Source organism: Halomonas sp. 3A7M (assembly GCF_014897875.1).
Classification (GTDB): domain Bacteria; phylum Pseudomonadota; class Gammaproteobacteria; order Pseudomonadales; family Halomonadaceae; genus Vreelandella.
This window is the reverse complement of the sequence record NZ_JABUZD010000035.1, coordinates 1-26,966: the sequence shown is the minus strand read 5'-3', so window position 1 is coordinate 26,966 and position 26,966 is coordinate 1. Positions and strand designations below refer to the sequence as shown.

The window sequence follows — 26,966 nt, the reverse complement described above, 5'->3', positions numbered from 1 at the left end:
GCACAATGCTGCCAGACTATCACTGTGCGTTATAGCGCACAATATTGGCATCGCCGGTGTTCATCGCTGACCGGATAGGTAAACTACGACACTAAATTCTATGGAGAGCCGCATAGTGAGTGATCCTCATACCATTGCCGAGCACATTGCGGGAACCGTTAAAAAGCTACGTAAAGAGCGTGGTTGGAGCCTGGATCGCGCGGCGGGTGAAACGGGTGTGAGTAAAGCCATGTTGGGACAGATAGAGCGTGGTGAGTCTAGCCCTACCATCTCAACGCTTTGGAAGATCGCGAGTGGTTTTCGGGTGTCGTTTTCAACCCTGTTTGATGGTGACAAGCCTGCGTTAGGCGAACTACACAGAGATGGCTGGGAGTCCGTTTGGGGCGATGATAGCGCCGGGATGCAAGCGCGGCTGCTTTTCCCTTACGACCCGCTGCTGGGTTTTGAAATGTTTATGATTGAGCTAGCACCAGGGGCGATCAGTGAGTCGTCTCCCCACGCCAGCGGTGTGGTAGAACACATCGTCGTTGTCGAGGGCGAGATGGAGCTACGCATTGACGAGCGCTGGCAAACGCTACGAGTGGGCGAGGGGCTGCGCTTTTTTGCTGACCGACCCCACGCCATGCGTAACAGCGCTACAACGCGGCTACGTTTTCACGATGTGATTCACTATTTGCCAGGCGCTGCTTCAGGCACTTGAGCACGTAACCAGTTGAGTTCGTCAGCCCAAATGCCGGGTTCGACGGTTTCCAGAATCATCGGTATGTCATGAATGCGTTCGTCTTGCATGATCGTTGTGAACGCGTCCAGGCCGATATTGCCTTTCCCCAGGCTGTGGTGGCGGTCTACACGGCTGGCGAAGGCACTCTTGGCATCGTTTAAATGCATACCGCGTAAATACTCAAAGCCGACCACCTTGCCTAGCTCATCCAATGTTGCTTTGGTGGCCTCGGCGGTACGTAGGTCATACCCAGCGGCGAAGGCGTGGCAGGTATCAATACAAACGCCAACACGGGTTTTATCATCAACGTGGGCAATAATTTCCGCTAAATGTTCGAAGCGCCAGCCGAGGTTGGTGCCTTGCCCGGCAGTGTTTTCAATCACCGCCGTGACACCTTGTGAGGCTAGCAAAGCCTCGTTGATGGAGTCTGCAATGCGTTTCAAACAGTCGGTTTCGCTGATTTTGTTCAGATGACTGCCAGGGTGGAAGTTTAATAACGTGAGACCTAGTTGCTCACAGCGCTGCATTTCGTCTAAAAACGCAGCGCGTGATTTTTCAAGCCCAGCGGTTTCCGGATGGCCTAGGTTAATCAGGTAGCTGTCGTGGGGTAAAATTTGTTCTGGGCCAAACCCGTGGGTTTGGCAGGCTTGTTTAAACGCCGCAATGGCCTCGTCGGTCAGCGGTTTACCTTTCCACTGCCGCTGGTTTTTGGTGAACAGAGCAAAGCCATTTGCGCCAATTTCTACCGCACGGAACACTGCTTGATCCGCGCCACCTGCGGCGCTTACGTGGGCACCAAGATAGTGCATAGTCTTCCTTAGGTAGAGTAGTGAGTATTGACGAATTTAACCGTGTCGACGTCGATTATTCAAATAGCGTTGAAATGCTTCAGGCTCATCAGTAATCGCGCTGGCTACTCCCCAGCCCCAGCGGCTTTCAAAAGCGCTGGGGTCGTTGGCGGTATAGCATAAAATTTCATAGCCATCTCGGCGCATGGCAGCAGCCTGGGTGTGTTTTAAGCGTGGCCAATGAGGGTGAATGCTAAAGGCGTCGATGGCTTGACACTGGTCACGCCAAGTTGGAGGTGTGCTGCCAAACAGTACGCCCAGCGCGAGGGCTTCTTTGGGTGCAAAGTGGCGGCATCGAGCTAACGCTCGGGCATCAAACGAGGACACAATCAGCCGTTCGGCGGGCAGTGTTGCTAATACGATTGGTAATACGGTATCCACCAAGGCGATGGGGTCACGGCCTTTGTTTACCTTGATCTCTAAATTCACCCCCATATTGAGTTCGTTCAATAGCGCCAGCATGGCCTCTAGACTAGCCATCTTTTCACCTGCAAACTCATCGCCAAACCAACTGCCGACGTCAAGCTGTTGCGCACGCTGCCACGTCAGGTTAGCGAGGTTGCCACGGCTATCGGAGCAGCGGCTAATATCGCCATCATGCCAGATGACAGGGGTACCATCGCCCAATAGTTGAACGTCTAATTCCACCCAAGTAATGCCCGCTTGATGAGCGGCACGCACTGCCGTTAGGGTGTTTTCAGGTGCGGCGGCTGAGTATCCGCGATGGGCTATAAGCGTAGGCAAACAGATTGCTGGGTGCGTCATAGTCTGTCCGTTTTAGAGTAATCGATAAGCATTGTTATCAACATTTTTCAGATAGTCTAGCATGGGTGCATGACAGCAATATGTCCTGTATGGCTGGCTAATCGCTTGATTTGAGGCGCACAACGCGGTTGGATAGCCTGCTAATGTGTGTCCAGTAATTAACAATGGGAGTTTGCCCAGATGTCTAAACGTATTCAGTTTTCAAAAACGGGCGATTCAGATGTATTGGAGTGGGTCGACACAGCGCCTAAGGCACCCGGCAGCGGTGAAGTGCGTATTGCTAATAAAGCGGTGGGCCTGAATTTTATTGATATCTACTTTCGTACCGGGCTCTATCCTGCGCCATCTATGCCTTCTGGATTAGGCACCGAAGGTGCAGGGATTGTCGACGCTGTGGGTGAAGGTGTTACCCATCTAAAAGAGGGTGACCGGGTAGCGTATGCACAAGGGCCATTGGGTGCCTATGCAGAGATGCATACCTTGCCAGCGGCCAAGGTGATTAAGCTGCCGGACTTTATTGATTTTGAAACCGCTGCGGCCAGTATGCTGAAAGGGTTAACCGTGCAGTATCTGCTGCGGCAAACTTATGAGCTAAAGGGCGGTGAGACCATTCTTTTTCATGCCGCTGCTGGAGGCGTTGGCTCGATTGCCTGCCAGTGGGCCAAGGCGCTTGGTGTTAAGCTGATTGGGACGGTTAGCTCAAAAGAGAAAGCAGACTTGGCGATGGCCAACGGTGCATGGGCAACGATCAACTACAGCGAAGAGAATGTGGTAGAGCGGGTGCGTGAGCTAACCAATGGCGAAATGTGCGATGTGGTTTATGACTCCGTAGGAAAAGATACCTGGGAAATGTCGTTAGACTGTCTAAAGCCTCGTTCGCTAATGGTCAGCTTTGGTAATGCGTCTGGTCCCGTAGACGGGGTGAATATAGGTATTCTGAACCAAAAAGGCGCGCTCTTTGTAACCCGCCCAAGTTTGAACGGCTATGCTGACACCCGTGAACGCTTTGAAATGATGTGCGATGACTTTTTTGGCATGATCAAAAGCGGCAAACTTCGTATTGACGTAGCAAATCGCTACCCGCTTCAGGACGCAGGAAAGGCTCAAGATGCCCTGCAAAGCCGTCAAACAACTGGCTCGACCGTGCTACTTCCTTAACTCACCTGACTAAACGACCACGCTTTACAGCCACTTTTTGCAACATGGAGTGAGCTGCGTGGCTTAGTCGTTCTTTAATCACTTTTTATGAATGCCTGGCCACGCCAGGCATTTTATTGCTCCAACGTTCTTTTGTTGCTCTGCGCTGCTAGGGCTATACGGCCGTATAGTCATCATCTACTGTGTTGCTAGTGAGTTGGCGCCTCAGCCGAGCGTACCCACACAAGGAGAGGGACACCGCATGACAATGGAAAGCATTGGGCTTGCGCCTAGCACGTTGGTTTTTATCATTTTGGGATTAACGCTTGCCGCTTTTATGTGGGGGCGATTTCGCTATGATCTCGTTGCGCTTGCGGCGTTGCTCGGCTCGGTAATGCTTGGGCTTGTGCCCACCGATGAAGCTTTTAAAGGCTTTGGGCATCCGGCGGTGATTACGGTGGCCGCGGTATTGGTCATTAGCCGAGGGTTTGAGCGCTCGGGTGTTGTCGATATTATCGCCAATCAAGTGCTCAAAGTAGGTGAACGGCTGCTACTGCAGTTGCTGGTATTAGTGGGTACGGTCGTGGTGCTTTCTGGGGTGATGAATAACGTAGGGGCACTGGCGTTACTGTTGCCCGTTGCCATGCGGCTTGCTCGAGAGCACAACACATCCCCGTCGCTGTTATTAATGCCGTTGGCGTTTGGTTCATTGCTGGGAGGCTTAACCACGCTGATTGGCACGCCACCTAACATTATTATTGCCACATACCGGGGTAATATCACCGGTGAAAACTTCGGCATGTTCAGCTTTACCCCGGTGGGGGTTGCTGTTGCGTTAGTCGGCCTGGCGTTTATTGTGCTTGTGGGCTGGCGCTTAACGCCTAAGCGCAGTGGGCAGGCTTCAACCGAAGAAATGTTTGATACTGCTAATTATTTGGTTGAGCTAAAGGTTTCAGAAGAGTCAAAGGCTAATGGTCTGACACTCCAGCAACTACATGATGAGCTAGAGGAGGCTATTCCGGTTCTTGCTGTGGTACGAGAAGATAATCGCCGCGCCGGGTACTCATTTCACGGGGTGCTTCGGGAAGGGGATATTTTGCTGCTGGAAGCAGGGCCTGATGAACTTAAGCTGCTGGAAGACAAAGTAGGGCTGAGCGCGATTGCGGAATCCGAAAAAGATGAGAAAGACAGTGATGAGACTGATAGTGAAAATGCAGATTCACAACCCTCGGATGAGCGCCAGCCTGTCAATACGGAAGGTCTGCAGCTGATTGAAGCGGTGGTGCGTAACGATTCGATGATGGTCAATCGAAGCGTACGCCAACTGCGGTTAAACCAGCAGTTCGGGCTGCATTTAGTGGCGGTGGCCCGCGATGGAGGGCGTTTAAAGCAGCGTCTTCGGGACATTCGTTTTCAAACCGGTGATGTGCTGCTGTTACAAGGAAGTGAAAACGAAATCGCCGATAGCTTAGCGACCCTTGGGTGTTTGCCGCTGGCTAACCGTGAGCTTCACTTAGGGCAACCGCGAAAGTTGGCGCTGTCGATCGGTATTTTTGCCCTCGCCATTATGGCGATGCTGTTTGATTTGCTTCCTGCGGCTGTTGCTATGAGTAGCGCGGCGTTGATATCACTGCTGATAGGAGTGCTGCCGCTGAGAGAAGGTTATCAAGCCATTGATGGGCCCGTTATTGTTCTCCTGGCGGCCATGCTGCCGGTGGGGGAAGCGCTTGAAACGAGCGGTGGCGCTGAAATTATTGCTGATGCGCTACTACGATTTGGCGTTGAGTGGCCCATCACTGTTTCATTAGCAGGGCTATTTATTCTCTCGATGTTACTTTCCAACGTGGTCAATAACGCCGCAGCCGCGTTGTTGATGGCGCCTATTGCCGCCAGTCTTGCGAGTGGTTTTGATGCATCACTCGATCCCTTTCTAATGGTGGTCGCTGTCAGCGCCTCATGCGCCTTTCTAACGCCGATAGGCCACCAGTCCAATACGCTAGTGTTAGGCCCGGGTGGTTACCAGTTCGGTGATTATTGGAAGCTAGGCCTTCCACTTTCGTTAGTGGTGATGGTGGTCGCTATTCCTGCCATTTTATGGGTCTGGCCGCTCTAATCGAGCAGGTGCTTGGCGAAAAATGAGAGCTTAATGTTCGTATTATTAAATTTCGAAAATTTGCTACTCTATAGCTCATAGAGAACAGCTCTTAAACACTAATAAATAACGAATAGGCCGAGCTTATGAACCAACAGTTTCGCCAAGATGCTATCGTCGAGCTAGTACGCCAGCATGGCTATATGAGCATTGAGCAACTGACCGATCACTTTGCAGTGACGCCACAGACCATTCGGCGTGATTTAAATACGCTAGCAAACGAAGGGCGGGTTCGTCGTGTGCATGGCGGTGTAGGAATAGAGTCGAGCACTGTTAATACCGCCTACAGCACGCGTAAAACGCTACATTTAGAAGAGAAAGAGCGGATTGCTCACTGCTTGGCGCAGCAAATTCCTCATCACTCCTCACTGTTTATTAATATCGGTACCAGTAACGAGGTGATCGCCCAGGCGCTGCTTGAGCACCAGGGTTTAGAAATCATTACCAATAATCTGAACGTGGCCGCCATTCTTCAGCACAAAGAGGACTTCACGGTGATTATTGCTGGCGGGCAAGTTCGCTCTCGCGATGGCGGTATTATCGGCGAAGCCACTATCGATTTTATCAATCAATTTAAAGTGGATTACGGAATCATCGGGATCAGCGGTATTGATGAGGATGGCTCGCTCCTTGAATTTGATTACCAGGAAGTACGCGTTGCTCAAGCGATTATTGCCAATTCGCGACGCATTTATCTCGCCGCAGATTACTCAAAATTTCATCGTAATCCGGTGGTGCGCCAAGGGAATATTTCCCAGCTCGATGCTCTGTTCACTGATCGGAAGCCTCCAGAGTCGATTCTGCAGCTGTTATCGCAGCACGGTGTCGCGTTGCATATCGCTTAAGCATGATGCGTAAGCTAAGGCGGAGCACGGCCCTCGACGCGTTTAAGAGTGAAGGAGAGTAGTTTCATACTTGAGCATTTGGGGCGGCTAGAGTAGCCTTGGATGATAATAAAGCGAAACAAAGCACACAAAACCGAAAGAACCTACAACAAAGTGAACGTGATATGTCCTCCTTTATTCTCGCCATCGATCAAGGTACGACCAGCTCGCGCGCCATTTTATTTGACCGCCAAGGCCAAATAGAGGCGGTTGCCCAACAGGAATTTCCTCAGCACTTCCCTCAAGATGGGTGGATAGAGCATGATCCCGAAAATATTTGGGAGACTGTCCTCGCCACCTGTCGTGAGGTATTAGAAAAGGCGAATGTTTCGCCAGAGCAGATTGATGGAATTGGCATTACTAACCAACGTGAAACCACGGTGGTGTGGGATAGAGAGACGGGTAAGCCGCTCTATAATGCGATTGTCTGGCAGGATCGGCGTACCTCTGAACTTTGTCAAACACTCCGTGACCAAGGGCATACAGAGGCAGTACAAGCGAAAACAGGCCTCTTAATAGACCCCTATTTCTCTGCCACCAAGCTCGCCTGGATACTCGATAATGTAGCAGGAGCCCGCGAGCGTGCGCAGCGCGGTGAGCTACTCTTTGGCACTATCGATACCTTTTTGATTTGGCGATTAACGAATGGCAAGCAACACGTCACTGATGCCACCAACGCATCGCGAACAGCCATTTTTAATATCCATAATCAAACATGGGACGATGAGCTGTTAGCGTTGTTTAACGTTCCTGCCAACATGCTGCCTGAAGTAAAAGACTCCAGCGATGATTTTGGCACCACTGACGCAGATTGGTTAGGGGCGTCTATCCCTATTGCGGGTGTGGCAGGGGATCAGCAGGCCGCGCTAGTGGGACAAGCGTGCTTTCAGCCCGGAATGGGTAAAAGCACCTATGGCACCGGGTGTTTTATGATCGTTAACACCGGGGATACACCCTCGGTATCACGAAATCGCCTGCTAACCACCATTGGTTACCGAATTAATGGCAAGCCGACCTATGCGATGGAGGGCAGTATTTTCGTTGCTGGGGCGACTGTGCAGTGGCTACGTGATGGGTTGAACCTGTTTGCGGATGCGTCAGAAACAGAAGCGCTTGCTAAAGAAACTCGCAGCGGACATAGCGTTTACTTGGTACCGGCCTTTACTGGCTTGGGTGCGCCCCATTGGGACCCTAAAGCGCGAGGAGCAATTTTTGGCCTCACCCGGGATACCGGTATTGCCGAAATCGTTGCGGCGGGGCTCCAGGCGGTGTGTTACCAGACCCGTGACCTTCAGCATTGTATGAACGACGATATGGAAGCCACGCCTGGTAACCTACGTGTCGATGGTGGCATGGTGAAAAACAGCTGGGTGATGCAGTTTTTAGCCGATATGCTCGATGTCCAGGTGGATAGACCGACTATTCTTGAAACGACAGCGCTTGGAGCTGCTTATTTGGCAGGCTTGCGTTTGGGTTGGTATGACACGCTTGAAGAAATTGAGCAACTCTGGCGTTGCGAAAAGAGCTTTACACCTAAAATGCCAGAATCGACTCGGGAGGCGTTGTACCAGGGTTGGCTAGATGCCGTGAATCGCGTGCGTTGTAATTAACAACCGTTATTGGCTACTTCAATAGGCAAAAGCCGCTATCGATGATAGCGGCTTTTTAATGTTGTTGATGGTTAATCAGTGAGTGTTCTGTGGCTCTGCTTGTGCAACGAAAGGCTGTGAGGTGTCACGATTTTCAGCAAAGTAGGTAGCAAAGCGTTCTTCCGCTTGGTCTCCGAAGAGGACACGACAAGCTTCTTTCAGCCCCTTAGAGTGGCGCAGCTGTTCATGGTGAACAACCAGTGACACTTTGGCTCTTCGGCGCAGGAAGTCCTCCAACTGCGTAATCATTTCGTGGTCTCGGGCATGCTCTAGTTCGCAGCGAATATATTCGGTACCTTCAATGAGAATATCGGCTTCCGCAGGATCCTGACGGATTTTCTCTAGCATTTGCATGGCCTGTTCTGCATAACGCCGCCACAGCCGGGAAGAGAGCGGCTCGGTCGACGTTGGTGCAGTCATCGCATCTAGATTCATCCGTTTGGCTTGGTCCATAAACTGCTGTTTGACAGGCTCTGGTGGCTCACCGTACCAGCGATAGTTGATATCGCTGAGATTGACACCTAGGCGGACCACTTCTTCTGCGATTTCATCACCTACATTCAAGCAGTCGGTTAATTTACCCCCAAAAATACTAATGTGGGCGCTATCCGCATTGGTATCGATGACATGTTTACGCGACAGCTGGAGAAAATCGCGATCGCCGTCACCCTGGTCTGCTTTGATAGCCAGGGGCCGAACACCGCAGCGTGTTGAAATAATATCGTCTTGGGTAAGCGGCTTTTCTAACGTTAGGCGCTTATTGATATTTTCCAATACAAACTCAATATCTTCAGCGGTGACATCCACCTCTGGATGTTCCATATGCGTATCAGTCGTGCCGATGCAGGTGCGATTCCCCATGGGAATGACAAAAAACAGTCGTCCATCGTCGGCAAAAAACGCCAGTACCCGTTTCGTTTCCGTCAATTGCGGAACGATCAGATGAATGCCTTTTGAGTAAAGATGTTGATGGGTGGTTTTCTCGCCGGTAAGTGCGTTGTGCTGGTCTACCCAGGGGCCAGCCGCATTAATTAATACTTTGGAACGGATATTGAATGTGCTGCCATCCATGACATTGCGCGCTTTCGTTACCCAGTGCTGGCCTTCACGTTCAGCACCAAGCGACTCAACATAATTGGCTGCAATTGCCCCATAGTTAAGCGAATGGCGAACAAAGTTAAATACAAATCGGGCATCATTATCGTGTAAGTAGGCATCTGAGTATTCAAACCCACCGACTGAGCCTTCGATATCAATAATGGGTTCTTCTTGCTTAATGTTCTTGGGAGACAATAAGCGGGGCAGCTTAGTAAACCCGTTTCCCATTAGCCAGTAGAGCCAGGTGCCTGCCCACAAATACCAGGGTGAATGGCGGAAACCTTTGCTGATGGTAGTCAGAAAGCGAATTTCCTGAACGGTGGATGGGTAACTTTTAATCAAGTGATTACGGCTTTTGCACAGTTTGCGTACTAATGCGAAATCCTTGCTTTCCATATACTTAATGCCTCCCCAAACTAAGTTGGAGGAGTGCATACTGGTGCTTCCCGCAAAATCACCGCGGTCTATTAAGGCGACTTTAGCGCCTTTGCCTGCAAGCGCGGCTGCCGTTGCTGCGCCGTTAATGCCGCCACCGATGATTAGTGCGTCAAAGTCGTCAGTGTGCAATTTCTCGATATTCCGGTTACGCAGTTTCATAGCGGTTCCAATTAACAAAGAAAAAGCCCCGTGTTTAGGTAGCGGTTTCAACATGACAACAAAGCAATAAGCCTATGTAGACCAGCGAGCCCTGCTGTTATTTGCTCGCCGCTGATGAAACCTAGTTTTTGAGCCTTAATAGGGCGGGCCGAAGCCCGCCCCAACTGGATTAGCGGGTACCCGCTTCCATCCAGGCTTCCATCATTTCATCGTAAGGAACGGTCGTTCCTTGCGGCATTTCATCATCAAGCTTTTGCTTAGGAGAGCCTTCTTGATCCAGCCAGTATTGCGGGTCGCGCTCTTCGTTAAGCGCTGGGGCGTAGCTATCGAAGACGTTTGCGCGAGCTAAGCGGTACATGGTGTTATCCATATCTGCCGCCAGCTTATCTAAGCCCTCTTGAGGGGTAACTTCGCCACTCATTACCGGCGCAAGGTTTTGCCACCACAACGGTGCCATACGCGGATAATCAGGTACGTTGGTGCCCGTAGGCGTCCAGTTGGATTCGTTGGGGCTGCGGTAGAACTCAACCAAACCACCAAGCTTAGGTGCCATTTCGGTCATCTGTTCAGAGAAAATGTCAGATTCACGAATCGGCGTTAGACCAGCTATCAGTTTTTCAAGAGAGGTCGTTTTGGCTACCGTAAACTGGGCAAATAGCCAAGCAGCGGTTCGACGGTCTTCGGGTGTGGAGTCAAAGAACGTCCATGCACCTACATCCTGATAACCCACTTTCATGCCTTCTTCCCAGTAAGGGCCGGTAGGGGAAGGTGCCATGCGCCAAAGTGGGTTGCCTTCATCGTCGGTCACAGCCACGGCAGGATCGGTCATGTCTGCTGTGAAGGCGGTGTACCAGAAAATTTGCTGAGCAATATGACCTTGAGCAGGCACAGGACCCGCTTCACCAAAGGTCATGCCCTGTGCTTCAGGCGGTGCGAAGTCACGTAGCCAATCAACGGCTTTTTGCATGGCAAAGACAGACGCTGGCGAGTTGGTCGCACCGCCACGACTAACGCTGGCACCTACCGGCTGACTATCTTCGTTAACGCGAATGCCCCAGTCATCGACTGGATTACCTGATGGTACGCCCGGGCTACCCATACCGGCCATTGAGAGCCAGGAGTCGTGGAAGCGCCAGCCAAGCGACGGATCACGACGGCCGTAGTCCATGTGGCCATAGACGGTAGTGCCGTCGATTTCACCAACATGTTTGGTAAAGAACTCGGCAATATCTTGATAAGCCGTCCAGTTGGTGGGTACCCCAAGATCATAGCCATAGATTTCACGGAACTGATCTTGCAGGTCTTCGCGCTGGAACCAGTCATAACGGAACCAGTAAAGGTTGGCGAACTGCTGAGTGGGTAGTTGGTATAGGCTGCCATCGGGGCCGGTGCCGTACTGCAAACCAATGAAGTCGTCTAGGTCCAGCGTTGGAAGTGTGTAGTCAGCCCATTCGTTTTCCATCGCCTCGGTGAGGTTGATGGTGGTGCCGTAACGAATGTGCGTGCCGATAGCGTCGGTGTCATTAACAAAACCGTCGTAGATGCTGTTACCTGACTGCATCTGATTTTGCATCGTATCAACGACGTCGCCTTCGCCGATAATATTGTGAGTAAGGTTGATACCGGTTAACTCACTGAATGCTTCTGCCAGCACTTCACTTTCATAGACGTGAGTGGTCAAGCCTTCTGCGACAGTTTGAATATCCATACCGCGGAAGGGCTCAGCTGCTTTTGCAAACCAAAGAAGTTCTTCGATTTGCTCTTCACGACTCAAGGTAGAGTTTTGGAAGTGTTCGTCGACCAAGCGCTCCGCGATTGCCCGCGCATCGTGATCGTCTGCCATCAGTGTCCCCGATGCGAGCATGAGGCTGGCGGCGAGGGTAGTAAGTTTGAACTTGTTGTTGCGCATGTTGACCTCGTTTTGTTGTGCTCTTCCCTGATATCTTGAGCGTCCTTGATACTGCCGTACTTAACGCCAGGGTTTTCCTGGAATTGCTGATTGGCTAACCCCAGCGCATTAACACCAGCAGCCATACCGCTGAAAGTGCTAGTGCAATCCAAATTGAAAGCGACGTGAACCCAATGAAGCCCAAGTGAATAAACGCGGCAGACAGCAAGCCGATAAACAGCCGATCACCGCGGGTGGTGCTAATGGGTAAAAATCCCTTTCTTTCAATGCTTGGCGAGCGTAGTTCCCAGATCGTCATGCCCGCTAGCATGGCCGCAATGGAAGAAAAGAAAATAGCCGTCGGTAAAGTCCATACCATCCAGGACATAAGGTTTCCTCCTACTCAGGTGCGGCCCAGGGCAAAGCCCTTGGCGATATGGTTGCGTACGAAGTAAACCACCAGAATGCCGGGAACAATGGTCAACATACCGGCGGCAGCGAGGGTGCCCCAGTCGATACCTGATGCCGTCGAGGTTCTGGTCATGATCATGCCGATCGGCTGAGCGTCTGTAGACGTCAGTGTGCGTGCCAGCAGCAGTTCAACCCACGAAAACATGAACAGGAAGAAAAGCACCACGCCAATGCCAGAACTGATCATGGGAATGAAGATCTTGATGAAGAACTTGGGAAAGCTGTAGCCGTCGATATAGGCGGTTTCGTCGATTTCCTTAGGCACGCTGCTCATAAAGCCTTCCAGAATCCAGATGGCCAGCGGAATATTGAATAGGCAGTGAGCTAGCGCTACGGCGATGTGCGTATCGAATAAGCCGACCGAGTAATAAAGCTGGAAGTAGGGCAGCAAAAATACTGCGGGTGGCGCCATCAAGTTGGTTAATAGCCAGAAGAACAGGTGCTTATCACCGATGAACTTGTAACGGCTGAAGGCATAGGCGGCCGGAAGTGCCACTAACATGGTGATGATCATATTCATCACCACATACATGATGGAGTTAACGTACCCCATGTACCAGCTTGGGTTAGTGAAGATGCCGATGTAGTTGTCAAAGGTCAGATTCTGTGGCCACAGCGTCATCGACCCGAGGATCTCGCTGTTAGTCTGCAGCGACATATTGAGCAGCCAATAAAGCGGCAGTATCAGCAGCACGATATAGGTGCCAAGCAGAAGCCGCTTTCTCAGCCGAGAGCGTGAGTGGCGCTTGCGTCGCTCAGCTGCTGGCACCTTACTGAAAATAGTGTTGTATTTTTCACCCTGCTGGGTGTTTTCAAGTTGGTAAGACATCTTACACGCCTCCCTGTGAATTCTTGTCTTTCTGCAGATGCATGATGGTGGTATAGAACACCCAGCTGACTAGCAGAATGACGAGGAAGTAGATGATCGAGAAGGCGGCAGAAGGCCCCAGATCTTGCTGGCCGATAGCCATGGTGGCAAGCGATTGGGTTAGGAATGTAGTTGAACTACCAGGTCCTCCGCCGGTTAACACAAAGGGCTCGGCGTAGATCATGAAGGAGTGCATGAAGCGCAGCAGTACGGCGATAACCAGAACGTTGGTTAGCTTCGGAAGCTGAATATAGCGAAACACTGCCCACTTAGAAGCACGGTCAATCCTTGCCGCTTGATAGTAAGCTTCAGGAATAGAGCGCAGCCCGCTATAGCAGAGCATTGCGACAAGCGGTGTCCAGTGCCAAACATCCATTAAAATAATGGTCGCCCAGGCGTCACCGGCATTACGGGTAATATTGTAATTAATACCCAGCTCGCGCAGCCCCCAGCCCATTAACCCAATATCGCCACGGGTAAAGATCTGCCAGATACTGCCAACGACGTTCCAAGGAATTAGCAGGGGCAGGGTAATCAGAATTAGTACGGCGGACGCCTGCCAGCCCTGTTTTGGCATAATCAGCGCTATTCCTATTCCCAGTGGGATCTGGATAGCCAGAATAATCAATGAAAACAGTATCTGCCGACCAAATGCAGCTTGCAGCTCCGAGTCGTTGAGCATAGTGCGAAACCACTCGGTGCCGGTAAAGAAGCTAGCGTTGGGGCCTAGCACGTCCTGTACCGAGTAGTTGACCACTGTCATCAAGGGGATAATGGCGGAAAACGCCACGAGCACTAACATTGGTAGAACTAATAGCCAAGCGCGGTTGTTATAGACTTTATTATTCATGAGGTAACCTCCACCCGGTATTCGTCCACAAACAGCCCTAACTGATCGTGGTCGAAGGTGAGATAAATATCGTCTCCGAATTCAGGATGACCTTCCGGCAAGCGTGCCTTGAATGCCTGGCCGCCCAACTCAAAGGTAACAATTGAATAGGTGCCTAGATCTTGCACCTGCCGTTTACGAGCGGGCAGGGCACCTTCACGTTTGCTGGCATGCACGGTTACAAACTCGGGGCGAATGCCGATTTTTATATTCGAACTTTTGGTATTGGCAATGGCGTCAACAAACGCCTGGGGTATGGGGAGCGGTATATCAGCAAAGATGACTTCCCCCGCATGGTGGCGTACATCCAGAATGTTCATGCCGGGACTGCCAATGAAATAGCCAACAAAGGTATGCGCGGGGGTTTCAAATAGCTCTTGAGGAGTGCCGAACTGAACCACCTGACCTTCATACATCACGGCGATTTTGTCGGCAAAAGTTGCCGCTTCCAACTGGTCATGGGTGACGTAAATCATGGTGATATTGAAACGCTGGTGAATCTCCTTCAGCTTGCGGCGTAATTTCCACTTGAGCTGTGGGTCGATAACCGTTAACGGCTCGTCAAACAGAATTGCCGAGACATCATCGCGCACTAAGCCGCGTCCCATTGAAACCTTCTGCTTCTCATCGGCGGTTAGCCCTTTGGCTTTACGCTTTAGCAGGGGGGTTAACTCCAGAATCTCGGCGACTTCCTCTACCTTTGGCGTGATGCGATGGCCTGGAATGTTGATGTTACGCAATGGAAAGGCGAGGTTATCAAACACCGTCATGGTGTCGTAGATCACCGGGAACTGAAAAACCTGAGCAATATTACGTTCCTCAGGCGGCAGCTCGTTAACTCGCTGGCCATCAAACAGCACATCCCCTTCAGAAGGTTCGAGCAGCCCGGAAATAATGTTCAGCAGGGTAGATTTGCCACACCCCGATGGCCCCAGCAGGGCATAAGCGCCGCCTTGGTGCCAGATATGTTCCATCTGGCGAATCGCGTAATCTTCAGGTGATGTCGGGTTAGCGCTATAAGTATGCGCGAGAGCCTTTAGTATGATCTCAGCCATGCTGATTCACTCCCCGTGTTTCCGGCGTATGAACAATAGAGCCCTGCTGATCGAAGACAAACAGCTTGTGGGTAGGGAAGTAGATCTTTATGCGCTGATTGACTTTAGGGGTATGAATACCAAGCAAATGGAGTACTAAAGAAAATAAGCTGTGCCGCACGTGGAGGAAGGTTTCCGAACCGCTGATTTCAGCCACTTCAACTTCAACTTCAAGCTCTAGATCATCTGCTGCATTCGGCTGTAGGCTGACGTGAGAGGCACGGACTCCAAATCGGTATGCTCCCGCGGGTAGGTTGCGTAGCGCCACATCGCAGGGGAAATGGATATCCTGGTCGAAGGTGATTTCATTGGCAGTAAGATGCCCCGGCACAATATTGATCGGCGGTTCTGAAAACATCTCAGCGCTTAGGATGCCGTTAGGCTCGCGATAAATTTGCTCGGTTGGGCCATATTGCAGCAGCTTGCCTTCATGCAATACGGCAGTGTTGCCGCCTAACGCTAGCGCTTCGTTGGGCTCGGTGGTGGCATAAACGGCAATGCAGTTTCGCGCCTTGAATAGCCCGCGAAGTTCATCGCGCAACGCTTCACGCAGTTTGTAGTCAAGATTGACCAGCGGTTCATCAAACAGGATCAGGTCCGCATCCTTAACCAAAGCGCGGCCCATGGCGGTACGCTGCTGTTGCCCACCAGAAAGCTCAAGCGGCAAGCGGTCCAGTAAGTGGTCAATCCCCAGCATGGCGGCAGTTTCGCGCACACGCTTGTCGATTTCCTGCTTGGATGCCTTAGCCAGTTTAAGTGGTGATGCTATATTGTCGTAAACGTTAAGGCTTGGGTAATTGATGAATTGCTGATACACCATGGAGACATTGCGCTTGCGGACGGATACGCCCGTGACATCCTTGCCATCCATGTAGATTCGCCCCCGGGTAGGTTGCTCCAAACCCGCCATTAATCGCATGAGCGTTGTTTTACCTGCCAGGGTTCGCCCTAGCAGCACATTGAAAGAACCCGGCTCCAGCTCGAGGTTCACCCCACTGATATGGGATTCACCACCGACGATGTGGTCGATATTTTGCAGATGTAAGGACATGCCGATCTCGCTAACGTCATTGTTATAGATAAATGTTATTGGTAGAGGTCTTGCGTTGATCGCTATTGATGAAAGTGAAGCAATACACGCTTATTCGAGATGTTAGCCTTGGCTGTTTGCACGTTATTGTCAGCCAACCATCAAGCGGACTTCCATTCACTTTATTTTCAATAACGAAAGGCTAGTTGATCATTTGCGAACTTGCAACGACTTTTGTAGCGGTTTGTATTCGCTTTTAGGCGTATATCGTCGCTTCTCTGGCGGTGGAGAGTACTGCATAACGGTTGCTTTGGTGAGAAATTGGCATAAAAACGAGGCGTTTAGAGAAGGAAAGCAGTCGCTGAGTGAGATAAGCGAATGTTCGTTTGTTTCGTTTTTGAAAATATACGTAAAAAAACCGGCCTGGAGAGGCCGGTTAGGATCGCTAGTTAAAGCGAGAAAGGACTACTTAACGCTGGTTTCTGCTTGCTGCGGCGTAGCCACAGGCGCTGCATTGTGATTAATCAACGTCGATTTATCATTAGCAAACGCGTCATAGGCGAAATCATCAACCGTCAGCATCTCGAGTACTTCCGCCTCGAAAGTGCGCATAAACTGTGCGTCGTCTTCTTTGATAATCCCTTTGTCCAGTGCGGCTTCAATGCGTGCTTCAGGGTGTAGTGCCGTTTGTGGCAGCTCACCTTTGGCATAGGCTTTGTTCACCGTGCGGTAGAGGGTTTCGGCACGGTCATAATCCACCAGCAGCGCATTGTAGCGCGCAAGCGGGTTAGACTCTGCGCCATCATCTTTATCCCATGTATTGGAAAGTAGCTTGCTGCGCAGGGCGCTATGTGTGGATACGCGCTGTGCGATATCGCGAGCCAAGTCGTCATGCGGTTTATTCCAACGGCGGCCGGTCGGCATTATGATAACTTTCAATGCCTTGCCTAACGCGCGGTTCGGTAGGTTATCGAAAATTTCAACGAACGCCTGTTCGGCACGGTTTAGCAAGAACCGCAGGCTATAGTGTAGCAGCGCTTCTTCACCCTCGACTTGGTCACCGGTGTGCCACTGTTTCAGTACCATGGAAGCTAGATACAGATTAGACAGAACATCACCCAAGCGTGCTGAGAGCATTTCGCGCTTCTTGAGTTCAGAGCCAAGGCTGGCCATGGCGGCGTCGGCACATAGGCCAAAGCCTGCTGAAATGCGTGCAATATCCTGGGCGTAGGTAGCCGCAGGGCCACTAAAAGGTACATTTTCTTTGCCCAAGCCAAACCCAAGCGTAAAGGCACGGGCAGCATTGCCGAAAATTAGCCCTGCGTGGCCAAAGAAGGCTTTGTCGAAGGCTTTAACGTCGTTGGCATCTTTAGCGGCTAGCTCGTCGAGTACATAGGGATGGCAGCGAATCGCACCTTGACCAAAGATCATCAGGTTGCGGGTCATAATGTTGGCGCCTTCCACGGTGATGGCCACCGGGTTAGCACTGTAGCCAATGCCTAGGTAGTTGCGTGGACCAAGGGTAACGGCTTTACCGCCGTGAACATCCATTGCGTCACTAAGCAGCACGCGCTGGAACTCGGTCAATTGGCTCTTCAAGATGGCTGAAGGAACAGCGGGTTTTTCGCCATGGTCGATCAGGTTGGCGGTCTGGTAAACCGTAGCAGCAGAGATGTAAGCCAGCGAGGCCATGCGTGCTAACGGCTCCTGTACGCCTTCCATTTCAGCGACGGGTACGTTGAACTGACGACGTACGCGGGTAAAACCACCGCTCCAGCCTAGCGCGTAGCGGGCGGTGCCGGTGGCACCAGAAGGTAAGGTAATGCAGCGACCAATCGAGAGGCACTCGACCAGCATGCGCCAGCCTTGGCCGATCATGTCTGGGCCACCAATAATGGTATCCAGCGGCACAAACACGTCGTTACCTTTAATCGGGCCGTTCATAAACGGGCTGCCGATAGGGTGGTGACGGCGACCGATGTCCATGCCCTGAGTATCCCGGGGAACGAGTGCAAGGGTAATACCGCGGTCTTCTTCGTCACCGAGCAATTTTTCTGGATCGAAAAGACGGAAGGCCAAGCCTACCACGGTGGCGATGGGAGCCAGGGTAATCCAGCGTTTTTCGAAGTTGAGGCGTAAGCCAAGCACTTCTTCGCCATTGATAACTTGCTTGCAGACAACGCCTGTATCCGGTAACGACGTGGCATCAGAGCCAGCACGCGGGCCGGTTAGGCCGAAGCAGGGGATTTCGCGGCCATCAGCAAGACGTGGCAAGTAGTGATCTTTCTGTTGTTGAGTGCCGTATTTAAGCAGCAGTTCGCCTGGGCCAAGTGAGTTCGGTACGCCAACGGTGACCATCAGCGTCTCATTAGCGGAGAGCTTCTGCAGCACCATGGACTGTGCCTTAGCTGAGAATCCGAGGCCGCCGTACTCCTTCGGAATAATCATGCCGAAGAAGCCTTCTTTCTTTAGATAATCCCACAGTTGTTGGGGGAGGTCAGCGCGTTCTTGGGCGATATCCCAGGCGTTACACATGCCAGCTGCTTTCGAACACTGATTATCCAAAAACGCTTGTTCTGCCTCGCTCAGGCCGTCGTCTTTATAGTTAAGTAACGACTCCCATTGAGGTTTGCCAGAGAAGAGCTCGCCATCCCAGGAGACGCTGCCCGCTTCTAATGCCGTGCGCTCCGTATCGGACACTTTCGGCGCTACCTTTTTGAAGGTGGCGAAAATGCGCGGCGTCAGCCACTTGCTGCGTAATACGGGTAGACCAGCAATTGCAACGGCGGCGGCCGCAATCAATAGCAGCGTGCCAATAACGCTTGCGCCAAGCACTAAGCCTACTAAGCCCAGAACGCCAAGCAGGGCGAGTGCTGGCGTAGCGCCTGCTTCGCGGCGCATCACCACGAGCAAGCCTGCAACGGCAAGCACAATGAGTAGTAAGGTGAGCATGGATGTTTCTCCGTGGGTGGTTAATTGTGGACGTATTTAAACGTATGTTTGAATATTGTCAGAGTCACCTATATCAGTGCAAGCATTTCACTCTTATACATTCGCTATAGTCTCTTTACTGTAGCGTAAATAGGCCATAAAAAAACGCCATGGCGAGTGGCCATGGCGTTTAGCGTGTTGCATGCAGGTGTGAGTGAGTTACGAAGCCTGTTTAGCGGGTGCGCCGTGAGCGACGTAATAATCCACGTTGGCGCGTGGCAAAGGTTCACGTCCACGGATGCGGTCAGCAATTTTCTCCGCCAGCATAATAGTAGGCGCGTTTAGGTTGCCGGTAGGGATCACCGGGAACAGCGAAGCATCGACGACGCGCAGGCCTTCGAGCCCATGTACGCGGCCTTGGCTATCGGTCACTGCCATCTCACCTTCGCCCATGCGGCAACTGCCACACGGGTGATAAGCCGTTTCAGCGTGTTGCTTGACGAAGTTATCGAGTTCTTCATCACTTTGTACGCTAGGGCCAGGGGAAATTTCACGGCCGCGGTACTTATCAAACGCTGGTTGCGCGATGATGTCGCGGGTTAAGCGAATCGCATCGCGGAACTCTTGCCAATCTTTCTCTTTGGCCATGTAGTTAAACAAGATGCTGGGTGCCGCGTGTGGGTCTTTCGAGGTTAAGCGAATTCGTCCACGGCTTTCCGAGCGCATCGAGCCAACGTGGGCCTGGAAGCCATGTGCCTGAACGGCGCTTTTACCGTTGTAACTGATCGCGATGGGCAGGAAGTGGTACTGCAGGTTTGGCCACTCTTCCTCATCATTGCTACGAATAAATCCGCAGGATTCAAACTGGTTGCTGGCGCCAACGCCAGTACCTTTAAATAACCACTCGGCACCAATTTTTGGCTGGTTGTACCATTTCAGCGCCGGATACAGCGAAATAGGCTCTTTGCATTCGTACTGAATGTACATCTCAAGGTGGTCCTGGAGATTTTCGCCTACGCCGGGTAGCTCATGGACGACTGAAATGCCTAATTCCCGAAGCCATTCGGGGTTGCCTACGCCAGAGCGCTGAAGAATCTGTGGTGAGGCAATGGCACCGCCACAAAGCAGCACTTCCCGGCGAGCGTGGGCCTTGTGTGGCTGACCTTTCTGTTCGTAACGCACGCCAACGGCACGTTTGCCATCAAATTCAATCACATCAGTGACTGCGTGGGTTTCAATGGTCAGGTTACTGCGCTGCTTGGCAGTGTCCAGGTAGCCGCGTGCAGTCGACGCACGGCGCCCCTTGGACGTGACGAAACGGTCCATCGGGCCAAAGCCCTCTTGCTGGTAGCCGTTAACATCCTCGGTTTCTGGATAGCCCGCTTGTTTCCCTGCTTCGATAAATGTGCGGTAAAGCGGATTATTGCCAGCTTTCGGCGTGGTCACGCTAACCGGGCCGTCGCCGCCGTGGTACTCATTAGGGCCAATATCGCGGGTTTCGCACTTTTTGAAATAGGGCAGGCAGCTGAGGTAATCCCACTCTTCCAAGCCGGGTTGCTTGGCCCAGTTATCGTAATCCAGGGCGTTGCCGCGGATATAGCACATGCCATTGATCAGTGAAGAGCCGCCCAGGCCTTTGCCTCGGCCACACTCCATACGGCGGCCATCCATATACGGTTCGGGATCGGTTTCAAATGCCCAGTTGTAGCGTTTGCCTTGTAGCGGGTAGGCCAGTGCGGCGGGCATTTGGGTGCGAAAATCGAAACGGTAATCGGGGCCGCCTGCTTCAAGCAGCAAAACGCTGACGTCACTGTCTTCGGTGAGGCGGGTGGCTAGTACATTGCCGGCCGAGCCTGCACCGATAATGATGTAATCAAATTCGCGTGATTGAGACATGCTTTTACCTTGGAGGAGCCGAATGATGGGTAATGAGCCGGTAGGCATAAAAGAGATACTTCTCTTCGATATACCTACTGGGAGCGTCCATTACTTCGCTTAGAACACCGACTCAAACGGCCCCATCTCGATCTGTACGGACTTGGTCTGGGTGTAGTGATTGAGCGTCTCGACGCCGTTCTCGCGGCCAATGCCCGACTCTTTGTAACCACCTACCGGCATCTCAGAAGGTGACTCGCCCCAGGTGTTGATCCAGCAAATGCCAGCTTCCAACTGGTGAATAACTCGGTGAGCACGGTTTAAGCTTTCGCTGAACACACCCGCCGCCAGACCGTATTTGGTGTCATTAGCGCGACGAATCACGTCGTCTTCGTCTTCAAAGGCGAGTACGGACATTACTGGGCCAAAAATCTCTTCTCTTACGATGCGCATATCGTCAGTGCAATCGGTGAAGATGGTGGGGGCTGCCCAGGCACCCTTCGCCCAATCACCGCTATTCCACGCATCGCCACCTGCCAATACTCGCGCGCCTTGCTCTTTGCCCAAGGCAATATAGGAAAGTACTTTTTGCTGATGTTCAAAGCTTACTAGCGGGCCGAAGTTAACGCTGGGGTCCATCGGGTCGCCCGCTTTGATACGCTGGACGCGTTCAACCAGCTTCGCCTCAAAGGCGTCTTTGACGCTGCGCTCCACGAACACGCGAGTGCCGTTAGTGCAAATCTGGCCGCTGGAGTAGAAGTTGGCCATCATGGCGGCATCGGCAGCACGATCTAAATCAGCATCGGCAAACACGATCAGCGGTGATTTACCGCCTAGTTCCATGGTGACGTCTTTCAGCGTAGAGCCACCCGCAGCGGCCATCACTTTTTTGCCCGTACCGACTTCGCCAGTAAACGATACCTTGGCGATACCTGGGTGCTCAGTCAGCATCGCGCCAACGCGGCCATCGCCTTGAACGACATTGAAAACACCGTTAGGCAGGCCTGCCTCGGTGAAAATTTCAGCCAGCTTGGTAGCGGTTAGCGGTGTTACTTCACTGGGTTTGAAGACAATGGCGTTGCCCGCGGCCAACGCCGGTGCGGCTTTCCAGCAGGCGATTTGAATGGGGTAGTTCCAGGCGCCAATGGCACCAATGACGCCGAGTGGCTCGCGACGGGTATACACAAAGGAGCTATCACGCAGCGGAATCTGGCTGCCTTCGATAGCGGGGGCAAGGCCTGCGTAGTACTCCAGGGCATCGGCACCCGTCACAATATCGACACTGGCGGTTTCACTAATAGGCTTGCCGGTATTGTGAGTTTCCAACTCGGCAAGCTCATCGTTGCGTTCTCTTAACAGTGCAACAGCGCGCAGCAGAACACGTGAGCGCTCCATGCCCGTCATCGAAGCCCATTGACGCTGCCCGCGTTGGGCGGCTTCTATAGCGCTATCAACATCAGCTTGGCTTGCCTGACCAATCGTGGCAAGGAGGCTGCCATCGTAGGGGTTTGAAACGGTAAATGTCTCGCCTGAAGTGGCGTCTACCGGACGACCATCAATATAAAGTGGCTGAATATCTTGAGCGGCCATGTTGGTCTCCTTACTGTGTATCTGCAGTGGATGCACGTTGCTGGCATCCATGATGAATAAGCAATTGGTCGAGATAGGTGTGCGCAAGATGTCGCGCTTCAGCGGCGTCGAGCCCTTCTGGGGTAAGTGCACCCCGCAGCCATAGACCATCAATCATCGCGGCCAGCCCACGGGCGGCATTGCGAGCGTCTGCGCGGGGCATGACGCGCTGGAATTGATGACATAAATTGGCGTACAAACGGCGGTCGTTGACATTCTGTAGCCGCTGAAGCACGGGCTTATGCATGCTGCTAGCCCAAAAGGCGAGCCATGTTTTGGCGGCAGGGCCGGTCACCTGGGTGCGATCAAAGTTACCTTCGATGATGGCGCCAATATGAGCTCGGGGGGAGTCGTCTTCTAACGCACGGCGGCGTGCTGCAACGGCGTCACTAAGATCGGTCAAGATCTGCCGCATCGTTGCTTCCAGCAGGCCATCCTTGCCGCCAAAGTAGTGACTAATAATGCCCGCCGAAACACCAGCATGACGGGCAATTCGCATGACGGTTGCTTCTGCTAAACCAACTTCGTCAATGGCCGCCATGGTAGCCTTAATTAACTGCTGGCGGCGTATCGGTTCCATTCCCACCTTAGGCACAGCTATCTCCTACTGACGTTGAATGCCCATTGGCTCCTGTCCTTGAAAACCAGGAGTAGGCATGATTACCTGAGTATGATGACATTTTTTTATTGAACGCTCAATCAATAAAAGCCTGCGTTGTTTTCTCGTCTCTACGACTGTTGCGTATAGGGCGTGTTCATATAAAACCGATAATGGGGAAGATCAACATGAAACGGACATACACACGAAGCCTAAGTACATTACTGCTGACTGCCTGTTTACCGGCAGCTGCCTATGCTAATGAGTGTAGTAGTGTTCGCTTTGCAGAAGTGGGTTGGACTGATATTACAGCAACGACAGCATTGGCTAGTGAGGTATTGGAAGCGCTTGGTTACGAAACGCGCGTCGATACTGTCTCGGTGCCGATTGCTTATGCGGGCATGGGTAATAATGATTTTGACGTCTTTTTAGGTAACTGGATGCCATCGATGGCCTCTATCAGCGACCCCTATGTGGAGCGTGGCGAGGTTGAGCGCTTAGTGGTCAACCTTGAGGGAGCTAAGTACACCCTGGCAGTGCCCCAATATGTCTATGATGCGGGTGTGACCTCCGTTAATGATCTGGCAGAGCATGCTGATCAGTTTGAGCAGCGTTTACACGGCATTGAAGCTGGCAATGATGGTAATGAGCTGATTGAGCAAATGATTGATGATAACGCCTATGGGCTAGGTGATTGGCAAGTCATCGATTCGAGCGAGGCGGGTATGCTGGCTGAGCTTCGCGCGAGGGTACCCAATGAGAAATGGATGGTGTTTTTAGGTTGGGAACCGCATCCAATGAATACTAATTTTGATATGGCGTATTTATCTGATGCTGGCGACTATTTTGGCCCTAACCTGGGGGGCGCAACCGTACATACCAATACTCGTGCGGGGTTTGTTGAAGCGTGCCCTAATGTCGGTGAATTGCTGAAAAACATGACATTCACCCTGGAAATGGAAAACCAACTTATGAGTGCCATTATGGACGATGGGGTAGACCCGCGAGAGGCAGCACGCAGTTACCTCAATGAAAACGATGATGTGCTAGCAGCATGGCTCGAAGGAGTGACTACCCGAGCTGGCGAAGAAGCGCTGCCGGCAGTCCAAGCAGCCTTATAAGCACACTATTCACTTAACAGGGTAGTTGAATGAAAGGCAGGTCGTTTTTGGCTTGCCTTTCATAGTTAAGATAGGCATAATCTGCACCCGTTGATGAGGGAAAGGCTACGTAGCTCAGCTGGTTAGAGCACATCACTCATAATGATGGGGTCCCCTGTTCAAATCAGGGCGTAGCCACCACATCAGCATTAGTACACTTACTTAGACATGACAGAGTGTGCCGTTATGGTGGCCCCTTAGGTCCTCCCGCAACGCTAAACTGCAAACCCCGCCAGGCCCGGAAGGGAGCAACGGTAGTGGTGGCTGCGTGTGCCGGGATGTGGCTTTTGGGGCCGCCTCCATTTCTAGTGTCGTTTCCGGTCTGTTTTGACATAAATTCCGGTTAAAATGACATAATTTGCGGTTTCTCGTGACATAACCTATTTTTGTAGTAAACCTACGAAATGGGGTGCTGTCATGTACAGGCGTAAGCTCCGTCATTCCCGTGTCAAGAACCTCTACAAATTTGCTAGCTTCAAAACTGCTTCTGCTCACACTGTAGAGTCTTCCCTTGAGTTTGATGCCTGCTACCACTTTGAATACTCTCCTCACGTTAAGTCTTTCATTGCCCAGCCTATGGGTTTCACTTACTCGATTCATGGGAAAACTAACCCCTATACTCCTGATTTTAAGATAATAAATAATAATCAAAAAATAGCCTTTATTGAGGTCAAGCCCCATAGTAAAACCCTTCATCCAGAATTTTTTCAAAAATTCCAGGCAAAAAAAGAGGCAGCATATCAGTTAGGTTTCGAGCTGAGCTTAGTAACTGAGCTTCAAATCAGAAAGTATCCAGTCTTGAATAATTTTAAGCTGCTACATCGTTACGCTGGTTTTCAAAGCCATTGTGAGTTGTATGACAATGTTTATGGCCTTGTAAAAAGGCACTCCCCCATTTTCTTGCATGAAATTTGTGCTCTATATGATATTAGTTTCCGTCCTAGAGTTATTCGCTCACTAGTTTCGTTAATAGCCTCTGGGAAATTAAAGGCCAATATATTGGAAAAGCAAATTGGTGACGATTTGCTTCTTTGGGCATGAGGTGACTTATGTTGGAAGATCCTTTTTTTGATGAGTCTTTAGCAGGCATAGATTTCTCTCATACAGCGAATAAAAAAAGCTGTGATGAAATTGAGGATGTGGCATTCATAACAATAGATGATCTTGATGAGGAGTGCGCCGATAAAGCTTTGTTCAAGTATAAAGTAATAAAATTGGTCAATAAAAGGCTTAATGGAGGCTGGACGAAGAAGAACGTAGAGCCAATTATCTATGAATTATATAATGAAGGTGTTATAGATAAAAAGCCTGGGTGGCAAAGTGTAGCTAGATGGAATGCAAAGTATCGTGTAGATAAAAATTTGCTTTACTTGGTTGATAGAAGAGCTATAAAAAATAATTTTTGTGATTTTAATTCTTTTTCAAAAGACACTTTCTTTTGGGATGCAATCGAAAAGAAATATCTTACACGAGTGAGGGGGTCTGTTGCGACCACTTATCAGTTTTATAAGGATTTAATATTAGTCCATAATAATGAAAATCCAGATAATAAGTTTGTAGCTGTTGGGCGAAGCGCCTTTTACGATAGAGTTAAAAAGCTTCCACCTTATATTTGTGACTTGAAGCGTTATGGCAAACGATATGCGGATAAAAAATATCGATTGATCAATAGTTTCAAAAAATCTACTAGGGTGATGGAGCGTGTTGAAATTGATCATACTGCTCTTGACTTGATCTTGCTTGATGATACTTTGAATATCCCTATTGGAAGGCCATTTATAACTGTTTTGATTGATACATTTAGTAAATGTATCGTGGGTTTTTATTTAAGCTTTAGAGGGCCGAGCTATAATTCTGTAAGATGTGCGATAATAAATGCATGTCTGGACAAAGAGGATGTTTTGAAGAAATATCCTGACGTCGAAAAAGATTGGCCATGTCAGGGTCGCATTGAAACGCTGGTTGTTGATAATGGTGCAGAATTTTGGTCGAAAGATCTTGAGAGGTTTTCTGCTTCAATAGGGATGAATATTGAGTATAATCCAGTCGGAAAGCCATGGAAGAAGCCTTTAGTCGAAAGAATTTTTAATACCTATAATACAAAATTTGTTCATCAGATACCGGGGAAAACTTTCTCAAGTGCAAAAGACCTAGAGGGTTATGAGCCTCAGAAAGATGCGCTATTGCCTTTCTCCGAATTCTTATATTTGCTGCATATCTGGGTTATTGATATTTATAACCAGCAGTCAAACAGCCGTAAGACACATATACCCGCTTTATCATGGCAAGTTGGGTATGAGGAATTTCCTCCTGTTATTTATCAGGGTCTTGAAAAGCAGAGATTTAAAATAGAGAGCTTTCCTACCGTATATCGCGATTTACGGCCAATTGGGATAGAGGTGGATCATATAAGCTATAGTAACGAAACGCTAGTAGAGTTTAGAAAAAACAACCCGCCACCCCTTGGTAAAACAAAACATAAGCTTTGTGTGAAGCGAGATCCGTCTGATGTTTCTTATGTTTATGTATACTTACCTAGTTTGGAAAAATATATTAAGGTTGATGCGACTAGTCAAGATTTTTCGTTGGATGGTGTCTCTATTTTTCAGTACCAAATTATGAGGAAAGTGTTAACTAGATACCTGAATCCGTGAGACCGGCCCCCGGAAGCACTTCTAACCC

21 protein-coding genes, 1 tRNA gene and 1 other RNA gene are annotated in these 26,966 nt (G+C 50.7%); 10 read left to right on the top strand and 13 right to left on the bottom strand.

Annotated elements, in window-relative coordinates; translation table 11 throughout:
- The first annotated feature begins 112 nt into the window (after window positions 1-112).
- On the top strand, window positions 113-700 hold the full coding sequence (locus tag INT19_RS02710; protein WP_089040878.1) for a helix-turn-helix domain-containing protein: 588 nt from the start codon (window positions 113-115) through the stop codon (window positions 698-700).
- Here INT19_RS02710 and nfo read toward each other — a convergent pair.
- Together nfo and INT19_RS02700 are read right to left on the bottom strand one after the other, a co-directional pair.
- Window positions 670-1,530, bottom strand: coding sequence for a deoxyribonuclease IV (gene nfo / locus INT19_RS02705; RefSeq protein WP_193059623.1), 861 nt, complete (start codon window positions 1,528-1,530; stop codon window positions 670-672). The two genes, INT19_RS02710 and nfo, sit on opposite strands and share 31 nt — an antisense overlap.
- A 36-nt stretch (window positions 1,531-1,566) precedes the next feature.
- Window positions 1,567-2,334, bottom strand: a complete 768-nt coding sequence (locus INT19_RS02700; protein WP_089038542.1) for a glycerophosphodiester phosphodiesterase family protein — start codon at window positions 2,332-2,334, stop codon at window positions 1,567-1,569.
- A 180-nt stretch (window positions 2,335-2,514) separates the two neighbouring features.
- Between INT19_RS02700 and INT19_RS02695 the strand changes: the two genes are divergently transcribed.
- The 4 genes from INT19_RS02695 (at window position 2,515) to glpK (ending at window position 8,117) form a co-directional block, all read left to right on the top strand.
- Window positions 2,515-3,492, top strand: coding sequence for an NADPH:quinone reductase (locus INT19_RS02695; protein ID WP_089038541.1), 978 nt, complete (start codon window positions 2,515-2,517; stop codon window positions 3,490-3,492).
- 241 nt (window positions 3,493-3,733) lie between these two features.
- Entirely contained in the window at window positions 3,734-5,584 is a 1,851-nt protein-coding gene (locus INT19_RS02690; protein WP_089038540.1) for an SLC13 family permease, read from the top strand.
- 125 nt (window positions 5,585-5,709) lie between these two features.
- Complete coding sequence (locus INT19_RS02685) at window positions 5,710-6,468, top strand: DeoR/GlpR family transcriptional regulator (protein ID WP_038484959.1); 759 nt, start codon at window positions 5,710-5,712, stop codon at window positions 6,466-6,468.
- Window positions 6,469-6,632: 164 nt separating this feature from the next.
- The gene (gene glpK / locus INT19_RS02680) at window positions 6,633-8,117 is read left to right on the top strand and encodes a glycerol kinase GlpK (protein ID WP_193059622.1); all 1,485 of its coding nucleotides are present in this window, start codon (window positions 6,633-6,635) and stop codon (window positions 8,115-8,117) included.
- A 75-nt stretch (window positions 8,118-8,192) separates the two neighbouring features.
- Here glpK and INT19_RS02675 read toward each other — a convergent pair whose 3' ends face one another.
- From INT19_RS02675 to betI, 11 genes are all read right to left on the bottom strand, one after another.
- Complete coding sequence (locus INT19_RS02675; protein ID WP_089038538.1) at window positions 8,193-9,851, bottom strand: glycerol-3-phosphate dehydrogenase/oxidase; 1,659 nt, start codon at window positions 9,849-9,851, stop codon at window positions 8,193-8,195.
- Between the two features lie 169 nt (window positions 9,852-10,020).
- Entirely contained in the window at window positions 10,021-11,760 is a 1,740-nt protein-coding gene (locus INT19_RS02670) for an ABC transporter substrate-binding protein (RefSeq protein WP_193059621.1), read from the bottom strand.
- Between the two features lie 94 nt (window positions 11,761-11,854).
- Complete coding sequence (locus INT19_RS02665; protein WP_038484947.1) at window positions 11,855-12,127, bottom strand: DUF2160 domain-containing protein; 273 nt, start codon at window positions 12,125-12,127, stop codon at window positions 11,855-11,857.
- A gap of 15 nt (window positions 12,128-12,142) precedes the next feature.
- Entirely contained in the window at window positions 12,143-13,039 is an 897-nt protein-coding gene (locus INT19_RS02660; protein ID WP_193059620.1) for a carbohydrate ABC transporter permease, read from the bottom strand.
- Between the two features lies 1 nt (window position 13,040).
- Window positions 13,041-13,928 (bottom strand): carbohydrate ABC transporter permease, encoded by an 888-nt coding sequence (locus tag INT19_RS02655; RefSeq protein WP_089038536.1) that lies wholly within the window; start codon window positions 13,926-13,928, stop codon window positions 13,041-13,043.
- Entirely contained in the window at window positions 13,925-15,022 is a 1,098-nt protein-coding gene (locus tag INT19_RS02650; protein WP_193059619.1) for an ABC transporter ATP-binding protein, read from the bottom strand. The genes INT19_RS02655 and INT19_RS02650 overlap by 4 nt, the downstream gene beginning before the upstream one ends.
- The gene (locus tag INT19_RS02645; protein ID WP_193059618.1) at window positions 15,015-16,112 is read right to left on the bottom strand and encodes an ABC transporter ATP-binding protein; all 1,098 of its coding nucleotides are present in this window, start codon (window positions 16,110-16,112) and stop codon (window positions 15,015-15,017) included. Before INT19_RS02645 ends, INT19_RS02650 begins: the two co-directional genes overlap by 8 nt.
- A gap of 444 nt (window positions 16,113-16,556) precedes the next feature.
- Entirely contained in the window at window positions 16,557-19,043 is a 2,487-nt protein-coding gene (locus tag INT19_RS02640) for an acyl-CoA dehydrogenase (RefSeq protein ID WP_193059617.1), read from the bottom strand.
- Between the two features lie 198 nt (window positions 19,044-19,241).
- Window positions 19,242-20,918, bottom strand: a complete 1,677-nt coding sequence (gene betA / locus INT19_RS02635) for a choline dehydrogenase (protein WP_193059616.1) — start codon at window positions 20,916-20,918, stop codon at window positions 19,242-19,244.
- 99 nt (window positions 20,919-21,017) lie between these two features.
- Window positions 21,018-22,487 carry a betaine-aldehyde dehydrogenase gene (betB, locus tag INT19_RS02630; RefSeq protein WP_193059615.1) on the bottom strand — a complete coding sequence of 490 codons (1,470 nt, stop codon included), beginning with the start codon at window positions 22,485-22,487 and terminating at the stop codon, window positions 21,018-21,020.
- 10 nt (window positions 22,488-22,497) lie between these two features.
- Window positions 22,498-23,121, bottom strand: a complete 624-nt coding sequence (gene betI / locus INT19_RS02625; RefSeq protein ID WP_193059614.1) for a transcriptional regulator BetI — start codon at window positions 23,119-23,121, stop codon at window positions 22,498-22,500.
- A 191-nt stretch (window positions 23,122-23,312) separates the two neighbouring features.
- Between betI and INT19_RS02620 the strand changes: the two genes are divergently transcribed.
- The 5 genes from INT19_RS02620 to INT19_RS02600 all read left to right on the top strand — a co-directional run bounded on the left by INT19_RS02620 (window position 23,313) and on the right by INT19_RS02600 (window position 26,938).
- Window positions 23,313-24,245, top strand: coding sequence for a choline ABC transporter substrate-binding protein (locus INT19_RS02620; protein ID WP_198349614.1), 933 nt, complete (start codon window positions 23,313-23,315; stop codon window positions 24,243-24,245).
- Window positions 24,246-24,348: 103 nt separating this feature from the next.
- Window positions 24,349-24,425 (top strand) — tRNA-Met (locus INT19_RS02615).
- A gap of 55 nt (window positions 24,426-24,480) precedes the next feature.
- An RNA gene (ffs, locus tag INT19_RS02610) (signal recognition particle sRNA small type) lies at window positions 24,481-24,577 on the top strand.
- A gap of 124 nt (window positions 24,578-24,701) precedes the next feature.
- Entirely contained in the window at window positions 24,702-25,325 is a 624-nt protein-coding gene (locus INT19_RS02605; protein WP_193059612.1) for a TnsA endonuclease N-terminal domain-containing protein, read from the top strand.
- 8 nt (window positions 25,326-25,333) lie between these two features.
- Window positions 25,334-26,938 (top strand): Mu transposase C-terminal domain-containing protein, encoded by a 1,605-nt coding sequence (locus INT19_RS02600; RefSeq protein ID WP_193059611.1) that lies wholly within the window; start codon window positions 25,334-25,336, stop codon window positions 26,936-26,938.
- The last annotated feature ends 28 nt before the right edge of the window (window positions 26,939-26,966 follow it).